The 15,869-nt window shown below is 44.7% G+C and carries 15 protein-coding genes; 7 read left to right on the forward strand and 8 right to left on the reverse strand.

Features of this window, described 5'->3' with window-relative positions; genetic code table 11:
* The first annotated feature begins 32 nt into the window (after positions 1 to 32).
* Entirely contained in the window at positions 33 to 2,012 is a 1,980-nt protein-coding gene (locus SNE26_RS25620; RefSeq protein ID WP_321556693.1) for a dehydrogenase E1 component subunit alpha/beta, read from the forward strand.
* 210 nt (positions 2,013 to 2,222) lie between these two features.
* Here the strand turns inward: SNE26_RS25620 and SNE26_RS25625 are convergent, their stop codons facing one another.
* Positions 2,223 to 2,939, reverse strand: a complete 717-nt coding sequence (locus SNE26_RS25625; protein ID WP_321556694.1) for a hypothetical protein — start codon at positions 2,937 to 2,939, stop codon at positions 2,223 to 2,225.
* Positions 2,940 to 2,993: 54 nt separating this feature from the next.
* Between SNE26_RS25625 and SNE26_RS25630 the strand changes: the two genes are divergently transcribed.
* Together SNE26_RS25630 and SNE26_RS25635 are read left to right on the forward strand one after the other, a co-directional pair.
* Positions 2,994 to 3,710 (forward strand): SAM-dependent methyltransferase, encoded by a 717-nt coding sequence (locus SNE26_RS25630; RefSeq protein WP_321556695.1) that lies wholly within the window; start codon positions 2,994 to 2,996, stop codon positions 3,708 to 3,710.
* Positions 3,707 to 5,308, forward strand: coding sequence for an FAD-dependent monooxygenase (locus tag SNE26_RS25635; RefSeq protein WP_321556696.1), 1,602 nt, complete (start codon positions 3,707 to 3,709; stop codon positions 5,306 to 5,308). The genes SNE26_RS25630 and SNE26_RS25635 overlap by 4 nt, the downstream gene beginning before the upstream one ends.
* A gap of 117 nt (positions 5,309 to 5,425) precedes the next feature.
* Here SNE26_RS25635 and SNE26_RS25640 read toward each other — a convergent pair whose 3' ends face one another.
* The 7 genes from SNE26_RS25640 to SNE26_RS25670 form a co-directional block, all read right to left on the reverse strand.
* Positions 5,426 to 7,345 (reverse strand): gliding motility-associated C-terminal domain-containing protein, encoded by a 1,920-nt coding sequence (locus SNE26_RS25640; protein ID WP_321556697.1) that lies wholly within the window; start codon positions 7,343 to 7,345, stop codon positions 5,426 to 5,428.
* A 237-nt stretch (positions 7,346 to 7,582) separates the two neighbouring features.
* Positions 7,583 to 8,524, reverse strand: a complete 942-nt coding sequence (locus SNE26_RS25645; protein ID WP_321556698.1) for an acyltransferase — start codon at positions 8,522 to 8,524, stop codon at positions 7,583 to 7,585.
* 101 nt (positions 8,525 to 8,625) lie between these two features.
* Positions 8,626 to 9,327, reverse strand: coding sequence for a LytTR family DNA-binding domain-containing protein (locus SNE26_RS25650; protein ID WP_321556699.1), 702 nt, complete (start codon positions 9,325 to 9,327; stop codon positions 8,626 to 8,628).
* A 3-nt stretch (positions 9,328 to 9,330) separates the two neighbouring features.
* Entirely contained in the window at positions 9,331 to 10,500 is a 1,170-nt protein-coding gene (locus SNE26_RS25655; RefSeq protein ID WP_321556700.1) for a sensor histidine kinase, read from the reverse strand.
* A gap of 96 nt (positions 10,501 to 10,596) precedes the next feature.
* Positions 10,597 to 11,196: a tRNA-(ms[2]io[6]A)-hydroxylase gene (locus SNE26_RS25660; RefSeq protein WP_321556701.1), complete on the reverse strand. Its 600-nt coding sequence runs from the start codon at positions 11,194 to 11,196 to the stop codon at positions 10,597 to 10,599.
* 339 nt (positions 11,197 to 11,535) lie between these two features.
* Entirely contained in the window at positions 11,536 to 11,991 is a 456-nt protein-coding gene (locus tag SNE26_RS25665) for an FKBP-type peptidyl-prolyl cis-trans isomerase (RefSeq protein ID WP_321556702.1), read from the reverse strand.
* 426 nt (positions 11,992 to 12,417) lie between these two features.
* The gene (locus SNE26_RS25670; protein ID WP_274985524.1) at positions 12,418 to 12,606 is read right to left on the reverse strand and encodes a hypothetical protein; all 189 of its coding nucleotides are present in this window, start codon (positions 12,604 to 12,606) and stop codon (positions 12,418 to 12,420) included.
* Positions 12,607 to 12,700: 94 nt separating this feature from the next.
* On the opposite strand from SNE26_RS25670, the gene SNE26_RS25675 reads away from it, so the two are divergent.
* From SNE26_RS25675 to dinB, 4 genes are all read left to right on the forward strand, one after another.
* Positions 12,701 to 13,648 (forward strand): SPFH domain-containing protein, encoded by a 948-nt coding sequence (locus SNE26_RS25675; RefSeq protein ID WP_321556703.1) that lies wholly within the window; start codon positions 12,701 to 12,703, stop codon positions 13,646 to 13,648.
* A gap of 25 nt (positions 13,649 to 13,673) precedes the next feature.
* Positions 13,674 to 14,231 (forward strand): DUF922 domain-containing protein, encoded by a 558-nt coding sequence (locus SNE26_RS25680; protein WP_321556704.1) that lies wholly within the window; start codon positions 13,674 to 13,676, stop codon positions 14,229 to 14,231.
* A gap of 136 nt (positions 14,232 to 14,367) precedes the next feature.
* A complete protein-coding gene (locus tag SNE26_RS25685; RefSeq protein ID WP_321556705.1) occupies positions 14,368 to 14,556 on the forward strand; it encodes a hypothetical protein in 189 nt (62 codons plus the stop codon).
* A gap of 174 nt (positions 14,557 to 14,730) precedes the next feature.
* Entirely contained in the window at positions 14,731 to 15,849 is a 1,119-nt protein-coding gene (dinB, locus tag SNE26_RS25690; RefSeq protein WP_321556706.1) for a DNA polymerase IV, read from the forward strand.
* Positions 15,850 to 15,869: the final 20 nt, after the last annotated feature.

Raw genomic sequence — 15,869 nt, forward strand, 5'->3', positions numbered from 1 at the left:
CAAAGTTTTAAAAACTTCAGTAGTTTTACGTTATGATTTTTGACAGGAAAAACCTCGATAATGATACTTTGCTGGCATTTTATAAGAAAATGCTGTTTCCGCGCATGGTTGAAGAGAAGATGCTGATCCTGCTGAGGCAGGGCCGCATTGGCAAATGGTTTTCGGGTATTGGCCAGGAAGCCATAGCTGTTGGCAGCGCCCTGGCCATGAATACCGACGAATATATTTTGCCCATGCACCGTAACCTTGGTGTTTTTACATCAAGAAATATCCCCCTCTCGCGCTTGATGGCGCAATGGCAGGGCAAACCTTCGGGTTTTACCAAGGGGCGCGACCGCTCTTTCCACTTCGGCACCCAGGAGTATAAGATCATCGGTATGATATCGCACCTTGGCCCGCAGCTTGCCCTGGCCGATGGTATTGCCTTAGCGGATGTATTATCGGGTAAAAAAAAATCAACACTTGTTTTTACCGGCGAGGGTGCTACCAGTGAAGGGGATTTTCACGAAGCACTTAATATTGCCTCTGTTTGGAAACTGCCGGTAATATTTCTGATCGAAAATAATGGCTATGCCCTATCTACCCCAACCAGCGAACAATATAATTGCCGTGAGCTGGTTGATAAAGCCATTGGCTACGGTATTGAGGGCCGCCGCATTGACGGCAATAACCTGCTTGAAGTTTATAACACGATAACCTCACTTAATAAAGCCATTCGTGAAAATCCGCGCCCTGTTTTGCTGGAATGCATGACCTTCAGGATGCGCGGCCATGAAGAAGCATCAGGCACCAAATATGTTCCCACTAATTTATTTGAGTGGTGGGCAGGAAAAGACCCGGTTACAAACTTTGAAAAGTACCTGCTTGCCGAAGGGGTTTTGTTTAAAGACATGATCCCTGTTATTCGTAAGGAGTTTGCCGCCCTCATTGAAACCGAAATTGAAAGGGCTTATGCCGAAACAGATATTGTACCGGATGTGGCAACCGAACTGCAGGATATGTACAAGCCTTATAGCTTTCCTGCCGTGCAGCCAAAACCATTGCCGGTCACCGGTAAGCGTTATATAGACGCCATTAGCGACGGGCTTAAACAAGCCATGCGCAAACACCCAAACCTGGTGATCATGGGGCAGGATATTGCCGAATATGGCGGCGCTTTTAAAATTACCCAGGGCTTTGTTGATGAGTTTGGCAAAGCCCGCGTACGCAATACGCCAATTTGCGAATCGGCAATTGTTGGTGCAGGCATGGGGCTTGCGCTTAATGGTTATAAAGCCGTAGTTGAAATGCAGTTTGCAGATTTTGTTACCTGCGGCTTTAACCAGGTCATTAACAACCTTGCCAAAACACATTATCGTTGGGGGCAGGGCGTTGATGTGGTAATACGGATGCCCGCAGGCGCAGGTACCGGCGCAGGCCCCTTCCATTCGCAAAGCAACGAAGCCTGGTTTACCAAAACACCCGGTTTAAAAGTTGTTTACCCGGCCTTCCCGGCAGATGCTAAAGGCCTTCTGCTTGCCGCCATTGACGACCCTAACCCGGTAATTTATTTTGAACACAAATACCTGTACCGCAGCATCACCGCTGATGTGCCCGATAATGAAGTAATGATCGAAATTGGCAAAGCTAATGTGATTAAGCAAGGCGAGAAGGCCAGCATAATCACATTTGGCCTTGGGGTACACTGGGCATTGGAATATGCAGACAAACACCCTGATCAATCCATAGAGATCATCGATCTGCGCAGTCTGCAACCCTGGGACCAGGAAGCGGTGGAAACCAGTGTTAAAAAAACAGGCCGGGTGCTGATATTACATGAGGACACACTAACCAACGGTTTCGGAGCCGAAATTGCCGCTCACATCGCAGAGCATTGTTTTAAATACCTCGATGCTCCTGTAATGCGCTGCGGCAGCCTGGATACAGCTATCCCCATGAACAAAGCTTTGGAAGACCAATTTTTGGCCAAGGCAAGATTGGAAGAAAGCATGGGGAAGTTGTTGGCTTATTAAGCATAACTTCCCGCTTGCACACAGTTACTGGTCGAAGTTTAGCGATAGCGTAACTTCGTCCTAAAATAATGGAAGCATTCTGCTTCCGCGTACCATACAATCGCCGCTGTCTGTTTAAGCTGAAAGCTTAAACCATTTTGGGTCGGAGTTAGGCTAACGCTAAACTTCAACCAGTGGGGTAGCTATTTAAATCAACTTCTGTTAGCACATCTACGCTGCGCTCGATATATACTTCACCAAACTCCTTTTAGCCACGGGCAGCAATGTTTGTTCAAGCGGGAAAGTAATATCGCTGTGCACATAGTAAACAGCGGGGTTGGGCATAAATTTATTACGATTAATGAGATGCAGTTTTATACTTTCGGGGGTATTGGTGATGCTTTGTTCGTAGGCATCAACAAAAGCTACGTTAATGCCGCGGTATTTATCATCCTTGCCTTCAAAAATAGTGATCTGGTATTCGTAGATCCGGTTGGTTCGTTCCTTGCCGTTCTGTAACGAAAAATAACCGTGATAAGGCATTAAAGGGATAATGCCCACCGGATCGATATTCACATGACTTTCTACAAAATCATAAATGTCCCTGCCGGTTTTTATAGCTGGGTCCATTTTGCCTAAGGCGTAAGTAATGATCTGCTCTATCTCCTGCATACTTTGATCATCCATAATGATCTTTTGATAGGTGAGCTTTACGGCTTCGATATCAGCCTGTGTTAAGCGTTGCGGAAAGGCTTGCTGCAGCAGCGATTTATTCTTTTTAAAATCGATGAGGTTATTGTAATGAAATATCAGGTCGGCCAGGTTGGGGTATAGCCGGCTGTTATCAAAATGGCTGTTAATTTCCTGCAGGTAACTTAGCAGGATATATTTTTTGTATTCAAAGTCGATATGACCTTCAATAAACCAGTTTGCGCCTAATTGCCTCATTTTTCCGCCTCCTTTTGATAGCTTAAATTAAACAAAAAACACCAACTTTGCAATATGCCCTATGGAACCCTTTATTTAATTCCCGTACCGCTGGCCGATGACGCGGCCGCAAAATCATTTACGCCCTACCTTGTTGATACCATAAACAGTATCAAAGAGTACATTGTGGAAAATGAAAAAACTGCCCGCCGCTTTTTAAAAGAGGCCGGATTGAAAACCCCGCAAAGCGAGCTGGTGATCCACGATTATGGCAAACATAACCGCGATATGGGCAAGGCCGATTTTTTTAAAGGCCTGCAAGCGGGTAATGATGTTGGCTTGATGAGTGAGGCCGGCTGCCCCGGTGTGGCCGATCCTGGTGCCGAGATTGTAGACAAAGCCCACAGGATGGGTATCAAAGTGGTGCCATTGGTTGGGCCAAGCTCTATTTTGCTGGCACTGATGGCCTCAGGCTTTAGCGGCCAAAGCTTTGCCTTTCATGGCTACCTGCCAATTGATAAAGTGCTCCGTGCCAAAAAAATCAAAGAGCTGGAAAACACAGCGGTTAAGCTTGATCAAACCCAGCTATTTATCGAAACCCCTTTTCGCAATAACCCCATGCTGGAGGAGATCCTGAAAACAGGCAATCCCAAAACCAAGCTTTGTATAGCTTGTGATTTAACCGCCGCTACAGAACTTGTGCAAACTAAAACCATTGCCGAATGGCAAAAGAAAGTACCTGATCTGCATAAACGTCCAACCATCTTTTTACTCTATCACGGCAATAAATGACCATAAGCCAGCAGCATACCCCGGTTGTAATAGTAGGCGCCGGTCCATCGGGTTTGATGATGGCCGCCCAGCTTTTACGCTACGGTGTGCAGCCGGTAATTATTGATAGCAGGCAGGGGCCAACAACACATTCAAAGGCGCTGGCAGTGCAGTCGCGGTCTATGGAGATTTACCGCCAAATGGGTGTTATTGATAAAGTGCTCAATGATGGTAAACGCGGAGGCGGTGTACAGTTTAACCAGGAAGGTGAAGCAATTGCCAGCCTGTCGCTCGAAAACGCAGGCGAAACACAAACAGCTTTTCCCTTTATCCAAATGTACCCTCAAAGCAAAAATGAGCGGTTATTATTGGATTTTATCACCCTTAATTGCTGCCCCGTATATTGGAACACTTCGCTGCTGTCGTTAAACCAGGATGCTGATAAGGTAACACTGAAGCTGCAAAGCGGTGAGGATAAACAAACCATTACCTGCGACTGGCTGGTTGCGGCAGATGGTGCCCATAGCACTGTGCGCAAGCAACTGAATATTCCTTTTAACGGAGATACCTACCAGCATCAATTTTATTTGGCCGATATAAAAATAGAGGCTGATTTTGGCGATAAGGTTAAACTGTTCCTCTCAAAAAAAGGTTTCGCAGGCTTTTTTCCTATGCCTGATGAACGGAGCTATCGTGTGGTAGGTAACCTGCCCGATGAATTTGATAAAAAAGACGAGCTCCAAATTGAAGAAGTGTTACCGCATTTACGGGATGTAACTCAACAACAAATTATCGTTGAACAAACCAACTGGTTCACTACCTATCGCCTGCATCACCGCATGGCCGATAAATTCAGGGCGCAGCGTTGTTTTTTGATTGGCGATGCTGCGCATATCCACTCGCCGGTTGGCGGGCAGGGTATGAATACCGGCTTGCAGGATGCTTATAACCTGGCCTGGAAACTGGCAGGTGTGGTTAACAGCCAGCTTAAGGTATCGGTTTTAGATAGCTACGCCCAGGAAAGGATGCCTGTAGCCAAAGAATTGCTCAATACCACCGACCGGATCTTTAAAATGATCCTGTCGCGTAACTGGTTCATTAACTTACTGAAGAAATATTTGCTGCCTGTTATTTTAAAATGGGTGTGGAGTAAACCCAACCTTCGCGAAGCCTTTTTTAAACGGGTATCACAAACCGGCATATCCTATCGTGATAGCACGATAAACCTTAACTTAAGCCATGCCAGCCAGATCAAAGCAGGCGACAGGCTGCCTTACCTCAAAGTGTTCGACGAAAAACGGGAGGTGCAAACCGACCTGCATGAATGGTGCAGCAAACCAGGCTTCACGCTCATCTGTTTAGGCAAGCTCAAAGAGCTCGACCTGTTTACCATCGCCAAATGGATCACCCAAAACTATGGGGCCAATCTCAACTTTTTTTACCTGCCGCCATCGGCAAAAAATCAACCCATTTTCGATACTTTCGACATCAAAGAAAACCAAAAGAAAGCCCTCATCATCCGCCCGGATATGCACATCGGCTTTTTAAATGATGTAGTGGATATTGATATGATGGATAATTATTTATTGAATGTAGTGGGAGTAGTTAATGGTTCATAGATCATGGTGATGGCCGCCTTTGTTCGCTTTGCAATTCTGCTGTTTACTATCAAGCTAAAAGCCACCCGCTCTGCGATTCTGCCATGAACTATCATCCATGAACCATGAACCCAAAAACTAACGAACCACCATCACCCAGCCGCTCATCACATTACCATTCTTCAAATCTATCACATAATAATATGTTCCCGACGGAATACCCTGGCCGTTGGACCTGCCATCCCAGGCTTCAGGATAGCCTGTGCTTTTAAACACCAGTCCGCCATAGCGGTTAAATACCTGCGTTGTTGAGGTTGGGTAAGTATTCAGCGCCTCTATCGCCCAGGTATCATTAACCCCGTCACCGTTGGGTGTAAAAGTATTGGGGATCACTACTTTTTTATAAACGCGTACAAATACCTGATCGGTAGCTTCGTCACCGCATCCTGAGTTTGATACCACATGCAGGGTGTAGGTGATATCTTCCATTGGCGAGGCAGTAGGCGTAAGTTCAAGACTGCTGCTCAGGTTATCAGTCGGGGTCCAGTAATAGCTTACGTTGGTCCCTTTGGTGCTGCCATTAAGTGTGGTCGACTGGCCCTGGGTAATGTACCTGTCGGGCCCGGCATTGGCTACAGGCTTTTTAATCACATCCACCTGTACTGAAGCAGTGGCTGTACAGGTACCGTTACTTACTGTCACGGTGTAAAGTGTATTATCTGTGGGGCTGGCAACTGGGTTGGCGATGTTAGCATCTGAAAGGCCCGTTACCGGCAACCATGAATACGTTGAGCCGCCGCTGGCATTTAAAGTAACCGAACTCCCCTCACAAATTGGCTCAACTGCATCAACAACTGCTACAGGCTGGGCATTCACCACAACAGGAACCGTTTTTGCCACTACCTCACATCCCGACGATGATTTAACCGTAACATAATAAGTACCCGCCGCTGCTGCTGTTACATTACTGATGGTTGGACTTTGAACGGCCGATGTAAAGCCATTTGGCCCCGTCCATTTATAGCTTGTCCCGGTTGATGCACTTAACGTTAATGTTGTACCCGCACAAACCGGTGTATTGGCTGTTGCCGTTGATGAAGGCGGTGCGCCAACCGTTAGCGTAAGCACATTGGATGCCGACCGGCAAAGCGCCGAATTGATGTTACCTGCCTGCGCCGTTACTGCCCGGTAGTAATAAGTACCGGCTACCGTTGGCGATGTTATCCGGTAACTTGAACTGGTGCTGCTGGCCCCCGTAAGGTCTGTCCATGCGCCATTGCCATTTTTGTATTGCCATAAAACGGTATAGTCGCTGGGGATAGTTGTACTGAGTGTATAGGTTTGCGGAATGTCTGAACAAGCCGATGCTGTGATGGTTGAACTTGAACTGCTGAAGCTGGCTTCTATAACCGGCCCATACGGTCTGAAAACAATATCATCAATAGCAAGGTCATTGGCAGGGGCGCCGCCGGCACTGTTGTTGATCATCTTGATCACCACATCACCAACACCTGCGGGCAGTGTGAAGTTAAATGACTCCTGCACCCATTGGTAATTGCTGCTGGTACGGGCAATGGTACCGGTATTGAAGCTTTGGATAATTGTGCCGTCGGTTTTTTCAATAGCGAAAGTGATATTTGGCGGGCTGATATCATTGCTCCTTAACAAATTTACCACCCAGGCCGAAAACTGGTAGGTGGTATTGGAACATAAACCAGTAATGGTACGCTTATAAAAATAATCGGTTTTGGATACGCTGGCATTTACCACCATCATATAGCCGCCTGTGTTACCTGTATGGTCTGTAGCCGACCACCAAACATTACCTGCACCCGCAGTAGTATTTTCAATGGTATAAGAGCCGTCACTCGGGAAATTGGCACTGCTGTAGGTATAGCTCGTCGAGCCCGAATCGGCAGGCAATGCACCCGAATGTGTTGAGCTGCCCGAGCCAAAGGTAATGCTCACCACAGGGTCGCCAAGGCTTTGAGCATTTGTTTTACGAACTAATAAAATGAGAAAAAAGCTGATTAGGGGGAGTAACTTTTTTGCTTCCAACGGAATACTGTTTTTAAAAAAGCGCCTGTATGTACTACTAACACACAGACGCTACTATCGCAACTATTATGAAAAGGGGTACTAATAAACCATTTATGGGGTTATAATTGGTTTATGGTATAAATATGCGGGCAAAGCCGGTTTTCATCAATAATGTATCGATGAATAGCCGTTTTGTATGGGCGAATGTAAAAAGGATTGGAAAAGAGGTTAGAATGTCCGTAAATAACCAGGCAATCAGTACCTGATCCGTTTGGATAATCTTAAACAGGGCAGCTCAACCAGGCGGTAAAACAGGTAAGCAAAACTGATGCTCACAACTATGCCCGTTAGAAATTCAAGCGCCCTAAATGCAAATGTTTTTGGCAGGTGCATACCCATAAAAGCTACAAGACTGCTCCCAACAACATCATGGGTAAGGTATAGCGAGAAAGAGATTTTGGAAAAAAACGCAATAACCGGGTAGCGCTTTAAAGGCAGTATTAAAAAGGCAAGGGCCAAAAGGCCGGCAGTCATAGGAAGCCATCCTGCGCTATATAAACCAATAGCAGTTACGGCTACGCCATATATCAAAACTTCAGTTAACCCTCTTTTACCTGTTAGGTGCAGGTAATATAATATCCCAAGAGCAAAAAACGGAAAAACGTTTAACAGCGTTGATCCGGGTACGGGTATAAATAAAGGCAGTAAACAAATCAGGGGCAGCGAGATGGCGCCCCACTTTTTTATAATGATTGGAAAGAAAACGCCGATGAACAGGTAATATTGAAACTCAATCCCCAGCGTCCAGTAAACCGGGTTCAGGTATGGGCGGCCAGTAAAATTGTTGATATAAGCTAAGTGGGTTAATATGTTACTGACATCAGGCCGGTAATTTGCGTTTAATAAATACCCGGCCAAAATGGTCAATAATATGGAGGCTATGTAAGGGGGCTCAATGCGCGTTATTCTTTTTAAAATGTATTTGGGGTACAAGGCCCAGCTATAATTTTCAGGAATAGCCCAGCAAATGATAAAGCCGGACAACAGGAAAAACATCTGCACGCCCAGCCAGCCATAGCGTAAGCCGGGCAATGATTTACCGCCAAGATGAAACAAAGCAACTGCCAATGAAGCTATTGCCCTGATATAATCAACCTGCTGGATATGTTGTTTGGTCTTACTATCTGCTAAAGTCATTTATATAAAGCTAAAAAGCGGAATGCACAAAACTTGAAGCCAATTGATTAATTGTTATTGATAAACCGATCATGAGAGTTGCTAAGATAATAGCGTTCATTTTATTTCTGTTTTGACCAGTTGCGTGCAAAATCATTATAGGTTTCGCTTACCGGTAGCTCAATGTTTGTAAGTTGTACTTTACGGTTTTGAATAGAGCGGATCTTGTTAACAGGTACGATATAACTGCGGTGGATGCGCTGAAACTTGGTTGAAGGCAGTTTTTCCAAAACCTTTTTCATCGGCATCAGCGTAAGGATAGTTTTATCATTGGTAATATGGATCTTGATATAATCCTCCATACTTTCAATATACTCGATAGTGCTTAAGTCTATTTTAACCATGCGGTATTCGGAATATACATACAGGCTTTCGTCGGTCTCTTCGGTAGCGGGCTTGTTTCGGTATTTATAGTAATCAACTGCCTTTTCAACAGCTTTGGTAAAGCGTTTAATATCTATCGGTTTTAAAATATAATCAAGCGCTTCCAGTTCAAATCCCTCAAAAGCAAAGTTTTTATAGGCGGTAGTAAATATTACCATGGGTTTTGCCTGCAAAGAGCGTACAAGGTCAATCCCGGTAATATCCGGCATGTTAATATCAACAAAAAGCAGGTCTATTGGAGTATTCTTTAAAAATTCGGCGCCGGATATGGCATCTTCAAAAGTATTAACCATTTGCAGCGCAGGGAAGCGCGATACATATTCGCTTATCAGCGTTAAGGCCAGCGGTTCATCATCAATGGCTATACATTTAAGCACCATAATTTAAGTTTGTAAAGTAAGTTGAACAATATACTCATTATTCAGGCTGCTTATATTTAACAGATGCTTGCCGGGATATAAATGTTCCAGTCGCTGTTTGGTGTTGTTTATGCCAATGCCGGTGCGCTGGTACTCACTTTTCTGCACGCCAAAGATCCGGTTTTTTGAATAAAATGAAATATCGGGCTCGTGAATATTAATCCTGATATCTATAGCAGAAGGTTCGCGCTTGCTTACGCCATACTTAAAAACATTTTCAATAAAGGTCATCATTATGAGGGGAGCAATTTTTTTTCTGTCGATTTCTCCCACGACTTCAAAGTTTACGATAGTGTTTTTGCCGATGCGAAGGCGCTGCAGCTCAATATAATCGCTGATGCAATCAATTTCGCTTTGCAGCGGCACAAAATCTTCGCTAACATCATCAGTAACATAGCGCATAATGTTCGAGAGCTTCATGATGCTATCAGCTGCCTTATCATCTTTAATAGCAGCAAGCGTGTAAATATTATTGAGTGTATTGAACAGGAAATGTGGGTTGATCTGCGCTTTCAGGAATGATAGTTCGGCGCTGGTTTTATCGGCTTCGGCCCGGGCAGCACGCTGTTCGGTAAGCTGCCATTGCTGCACCGTTTTTATGGCTGTGCTTAATGCCATGATCATCAGGAAAATAAACAGGCTGGTACTATCAAAGGGCTTCATCGGCCTGGTACGGGGTCCGAAACCACTTCTTCGCTCCAATGAGTCTGGATGAAAATATGGAGGATTGTCAAACCGGCGCTGCGTATCAGGGCCCTTATCGCCTAAGCGAGGCCTGTCAAATAGCGGCGGACCGGGCATCATCATCCCGTTGTGCATTCTCCGGCCTTCGGAACTGCGTAGCAAGCTGTCGAACGGGTGAAGCATATAAACGCAGGCTAATAAAACAATACAAATGATGCTATAAATCGCATATCGCTTTTTTAAAAAGAACTGAGGAATAAACAGGTAGGCGTTGCTATAAAAAAGGGAGATATAGGTGATACAAAATACCAAGTAAGCAGGTTTTTGCAAAAAAGAAACGATAGAGGTATTGTACTGGCCCCGGGTATTTAAAAAAACCAGCGGAAAGGCCATGAACAGCAACCAGCCGGCAATATGTATAACAACCGAAAATACTTTAAAACGCGACATGATGTAAATGTAAGTAGGAAAGTCGAAAGTCTGTAGTTCTAAGCCTTAAGTTAAGGGGTCATAAAAATTGATGACTTTCGACTTAGGACTTAAAACTTACCCATGAATAGTTTCGCCCTTACCATAGTTCTGAATTACCCGGGCTTCATACTCCAGGAATTGTTTCCATCGGGCCTCAACATCAATTTCTTCGGCGTATTTTTTGGCCAGGCGAATAAACATGGAGTAATGGGTTGCTTCGCTTACCATTAGCTCATGGTAAAAGGTGGCCAGCTGTTCATCATTAATATTTTCGGACAGCACTTTAAAGCGTTCACAGCTCCTGGCCTCTATCATGGCCGAAAACAGCAGTCTGTCAATCAACTGGGCTTCGCGGCCCCCGCCTGTGATAATAAATTTTCTGAGCTCGTTCACATAGTTATCCTTACGCTCGCGACCGAGGATATAACCACGTTCAATAATAATATCATGTACGCGTTTAAAATGATCCATTTCTTCCTGTACCAGCAGGGCCATTTCCTGTACCAATTCGCTCAGGTTTGGGTTTTGAACAATAAGGGTAATAGCATTGCTGGCCGCCTTTTGTTCACAAAAAGCATGATCGGTCAAAATTTCTTCAATATTGCTCTCAACCACATTTTTAACCCAAAGCGGATCGGTAGGCAACTGCAGTTTTAAAATAGTTTTCTCGCTCACGATACAAAGATAGTTTTTGGAGGTGAAAGGTTAAAGGCGAAAGGTAAAAGGTATTTTTACCGTGGAGATTAAAAAATGAAGGCCATCCTTGTGGGATAGCCTTCGTTAATAGCATTTGGCCCAGGCATGGGTACCGGTTCCCGTGCTCGGCACATGGTAAACACCTGATGTATGTTTTGTTGCGGTGATTTTGGAATGTGCCGCCAGATAATTTTTGGTATTGCCGTCTTTATTCAAAACAACTTGCTGCAGATCGTGCGATTTATCTTTGAAACATGCAGACAGTAAAAAATAATAGTGCAAACAATAACAGCAGTGTTTTCTGTAGTGTTAGTTAAATCAACTAAAACTAAGCAGATCAATTGTAAATACCAAAACCGAATTTGCGGGGATGCTTCCGGCTGCACTGTTGCCGTAGCCTTCTCTTGAGGGGATCACCAAAATAATCCGACCGCCGGTTTTGACATACGGCAGGCCCGATTGCCAACCCTTGATAAGACCCTGCAGGCTTTGGTTGATGGTGCCGGAATCAAATGTAGTTCCATCTAATAGTTTGCCGGTATAGGTTACTTTAACGGTCGATTTAATGGTTGGATTTGCACCGGTGCCCTGGGTTACTATCTTGTAATAAACACCAGAGCCATCGGCAGTGGCATGAAAGGCAGTATCGGTACCGATGTAAGCTTTAATGGCTGCATCATCTGCAGCTGCCTGTTTTGCAGCGTCGAATTTGTCTTTTGAGCATGAGGTGAAGATCACCAATGGGGCGAATACGAATAATAAGAATTTCTTCATGTAGTTAAGGGTTCTGTTGAAATTAATTTCACAGGTAAAAGTAACAAAACGAAACACTCCCCTGCCATCACTCGTTCCTCCGCGCCCCCTCTCAAAACTATCGTGTGTACACATCGTTTAATTTTATCACAACTAAAAAAACGTTGTGATACAACGAACCCGTGGGGAACTGCGCGCCGGAGGTGAGGAAAAATCTCCTAAAAGCGGACATTCGGCCATGCAAATCGTATAGGAGATTTCTCCTTGCGCATCAATTTCCCTGCGCTTGCTCGTTCGTATGACATTTGTACATACAGTAGCTCTCGAGAGGGGATTTTAACATTTCTTTTACCCTCTTTGCGGTGCAGAGGGAGAGAGGTGGCCCAGCCAAGCGCAGACCGGGCAAGTAAACCATGCGATTGATCTAAAATGCCGTTTAAAATTCATTTAAGCCGCCTCATCCTTAGTATTCCGCACCAGGCTGATACCCGTTGTGAAAAATATTAACGAGATGATACCTATTACCACCATGGTGGTTACTTGTGCGCTATGGTTTATGATAGCTACACCGGTATAAATAAGGCCAACTATACCAAGCACGCTCAATATAGCTCCGAAAGTTCGTTTTAAGTTCATGACAGGTGTGTTGTGTTTTATAAGCATTTTTTAAAAAACAAATAACACACCAATAATTAATGTTACATTTATTTTAAACATAATAAACCAAACCATGCCCGAATCATTTGGATCATTGATAACAATCATCATTTTTGTTGTTGTCCTAATTACCATTTTCACCTCGTTTGTGTCTGTAAAACAGGGCACAATAGTTGTAATAACCGTGTTTGGCAAGTACCGCCGCATCCTTACACCGGGATTAAATTTTAAGATCCCCTTTATCGAAAACATCTATTCTAAAATCTCTATCCAAAACCGTTCTGTTGAGCTGGAGTTCCAGGCGGTAACTTACGACCAGGCCAATGTTTACTTCAAAGCTATGCTGCTATACTCGGTACTGGATCAGCAGGAAGAAACCATCAAGAACGTAGCCTTTAAATTTGTTGACGAACGTAACCTGATGCAGGCCCTCATTCGTACGGTTGAAGGTTCCATCCGTGCCTTTGTGGCTACCAAGCGCCAGAGCGAAGTATTGATATTACGCCGCGATATTGTTGAACATGTAAAAGAACAGCTGGATGTGATACTGGAAGGCTGGGGCTACCACCTTCAGGACCTCCAATTGAACGATATCACTTTTGACGAGGTGATCATGAAATCAATGAGCCAGGTAGTGGCATCAAACAACCTGAAAGCCGCCGCCGAAAACGAAGGCCAGGCCCTGCTCATCACCAAAACCAAAGCTGCCGAGGCCGAGGGTAACGCCATTAAAATTTCGGCACAGGCCGAGCGTGAGGCAGCTCAGCTACGCGGCCAGGGTATTGCGCTGTTCCGCGAGGAGGTTGCCCGCGGTATGACCGTAGCCGCCAAAGAAATGGCCGAAGCCAATATGGATACCTCGGTAATATTATTCACCATGTGGACAGAATCTATCAAACACTTCTCCGAAAACTCAAAGGGGAATGTTATTTTCCTTGATGGCTCAACCGATCAGATGCAACATACGTTAAAAGAAATGATGGCCTTAAACCTTTTACATACCGACAACGTCAAAAAGTAAAAGTATAAAACCGCCATTTTTTTAAATGAAAAGAAATATAGTGAAAGGGATCGGTCTTACGGCCATGTGTTTTTTAGCGATGATCACGCCGGCTTCGGCGCAATCATTTCATCAGCTTACCGCCAATGATTTTTGGGGAACGCCGCGGGCTAATGCCGGCGGCGTTGTAGCTTATACCAATTGTACTATCGATTACCGCTACCAGGCCCGGCGCGAGCAGGGGGGCTACCGGCTTAATTTCAACATCAGGCTGATCCTTAATAACAATAAATCATGGCTTGATAAAAGCCGGGTTAGCACCCCCCAGGAACTCAGCGAAGTATTGAAACATGAGCAAGGGCATTACACCATTGCCTTTTTGGAGCAACAGGAGCTATTGCGAACAGTGAGCCAAACCCGCTTCAGTAATAATTATAATTACGAGGCTATGGCCATCTTTAACCGTATCGACGCCAAGTATAAACAGCTTAATGCTGATTATGACGAGGATACCGCGCACATGACCGACCGTAAGCAACAACATAGCTGGGATCTGTATTTTCAACAAAAGCTTAAGTTTTTGCCGGAGGATACGGAGAGTTAGTTTTTTTTCATTGCATGTTCAGGCGTCCTTCGCTTGAACATGTTATTTTCGCTACCGCAGGCCCAGCGCAATTAATTCATAAAATAATAATCACGTCCAGGGTTTTTTAAGCTTACAACTAAAAACTAACTAACAAATGAATATTATATATGTAGTTGCAGGCTCTGCGGTAGCAATTTATGGTGCATGGCTGGCCTATGTTAAAGGACGAAATATTTTAAACAGACGAGAAAGCATTTTAGGGTCAGACATCAAATTGCTTATAATTGGTATAGCTTGTGTAGTGTCTGGAGTTATAGTGGTTCTTCAACAAATGGTTAAGTAATGTATTTAATTACCTCATGATATCTGTTGGGGTACACTCGGCACGCGTGCACCAGCGTATGTAAAAAACCTTCTGCTGGCGCACGTGAGCATTTGAGTTTAAGCCCGGACGCTTGAGCCTACCACAACACTTTGCAGCAAGCCTGCATCCCACCTATATTTGCTTTCACCTGGCATGACTGAGCAATCACCCAATATTCACCGTAAAATTATCCATATTGATATGGATGCTTTTTACGCGTCGGTTGAGCAGCGGGATTTTCCGGAATACCGGGGCAAACCTTTGGTAGTTGGCGGATTACCTGAAGGGCGTGGAGGCGTGGTAGCTACCGCCAGTTATGAGGCCCGGAAGTTCGGGATCCGTTCGGCCATGTCATCGAAAAAAGCATTACAACTTTGTCCGCATGTTATGTTTGTACGGCCCCGGTTTAATGTTTACCGCGAGGTATCACAGCATATCCGGGAAATTTTCAGTCGTTATACCGATCTGATCGAACCCCTCTCACTTGATGAAGCTTACCTTGATGTAACCAACGATAAGCAGGACATAGGCTCGGCCATTGAGATAGCCAAGCTCATTAAGCAGGCTATTAAGGACGAACTACAACTCACTGCATCGGCAGGTGTGTCTATCAATAAATTTGTAGCTAAAATTGCCTCCGATATCAACAAGCCCGATGGCCTCAAATTTATCGGCCCCTCAAGCATCGAGAACTTTATGGAGCAGCTGCCTGTCGAAAAGTTTTTTGGCGTGGGTAAGGTAACCGCTCAAAAAATGAAGCAAATGGGCCTGCACACCGGAGCCGATTTGAAAAAGCTTGAAGAAAGTGAACTTACCCGTCACTTTGGTAAAGTAGGGCGATTTTATTACCAGATAGTGCGCGGTATTGATAATCGGGAAGTGCAGCCCCATCGTGAAACCAAATCCCTGGGTGCTGAAGATACTTTTGCTTATGATTTGACCACACTCGAAGAAATGGAGGCCGAACTGGATAAAATAGCGGTCACAGTACATAACCGTCTACTGAAATATGAATTGAAAGGCCGCACCATCACCCTCAAGGTAAAATATCACGATTTTAAACAGATTACCAGAAATCAATCATTCACAACCCCGGTAAACGACCTGGAAACGATCAGCAACACGGCTAAACAATTGATGGCGGCAACTGGCGTTGATGACGTAAAAGTGCGATTATTGGGCATCTCACTTTCGAACTTTGGTGAATTGCAGGTTAAGCAACGGGATGACAAAGAGCTTGGGCCGGGAGATCAGTTGGAATTGGAGTTGTGAATAATTAGGTGAGTTAAAAA

Source organism: Mucilaginibacter sp. cycad4, assembly GCF_034263275.1.
GTDB lineage: Bacteria > Bacteroidota > Bacteroidia > Sphingobacteriales > Sphingobacteriaceae > Mucilaginibacter.

Excerpts from the sequence above, each read along its gene's own strand:
- SNE26_RS25620 (WP_321556693.1), top strand. The coding sequence starts at position 33 with ATGATTTTTGACAGGAAAAACCTCGATAATGATACTTTGCTGGCATTT.
- SNE26_RS25625 (WP_321556694.1), bottom strand. The coding sequence starts at position 2,939 with ATGAGGCAATTAGGCGCAAACTGGTTTATTGAAGGTCATATCGACTTT.
- SNE26_RS25630 (WP_321556695.1), top strand. The coding sequence starts at position 2,994 with ATGCCCTATGGAACCCTTTATTTAATTCCCGTACCGCTGGCCGATGAC.
- SNE26_RS25635 (WP_321556696.1), top strand. The coding sequence starts at position 3,707 with ATGACCATAAGCCAGCAGCATACCCCGGTTGTAATAGTAGGCGCCGGT.
- SNE26_RS25645 (WP_321556698.1), bottom strand. The coding sequence starts at position 8,524 with ATGACTTTAGCAGATAGTAAGACCAAACAACATATCCAGCAGGTTGAT.
- SNE26_RS25650 (WP_321556699.1), bottom strand. The coding sequence starts at position 9,327 with ATGGTGCTTAAATGTATAGCCATTGATGATGAACCGCTGGCCTTAACG.
- SNE26_RS25655 (WP_321556700.1), bottom strand. The coding sequence starts at position 10,500 with ATGTCGCGTTTTAAAGTATTTTCGGTTGTTATACATATTGCCGGCTGG.
- SNE26_RS25665 (WP_321556702.1), bottom strand. The coding sequence starts at position 11,991 with ATGAAGAAATTCTTATTATTCGTATTCGCCCCATTGGTGATCTTCACC.
- SNE26_RS25670 (WP_274985524.1), bottom strand. The coding sequence starts at position 12,606 with ATGAACTTAAAACGAACTTTCGGAGCTATATTGAGCGTGCTTGGTATA.
- SNE26_RS25675 (WP_321556703.1), top strand. The coding sequence starts at position 12,701 with ATGCCCGAATCATTTGGATCATTGATAACAATCATCATTTTTGTTGTT.
- SNE26_RS25680 (WP_321556704.1), top strand. The coding sequence starts at position 13,674 with ATGAAAAGAAATATAGTGAAAGGGATCGGTCTTACGGCCATGTGTTTT.
- SNE26_RS25685 (WP_321556705.1), top strand. The coding sequence starts at position 14,368 with ATGAATATTATATATGTAGTTGCAGGCTCTGCGGTAGCAATTTATGGT.
- dinB (WP_321556706.1), top strand. The coding sequence starts at position 14,731 with ATGACTGAGCAATCACCCAATATTCACCGTAAAATTATCCATATTGAT.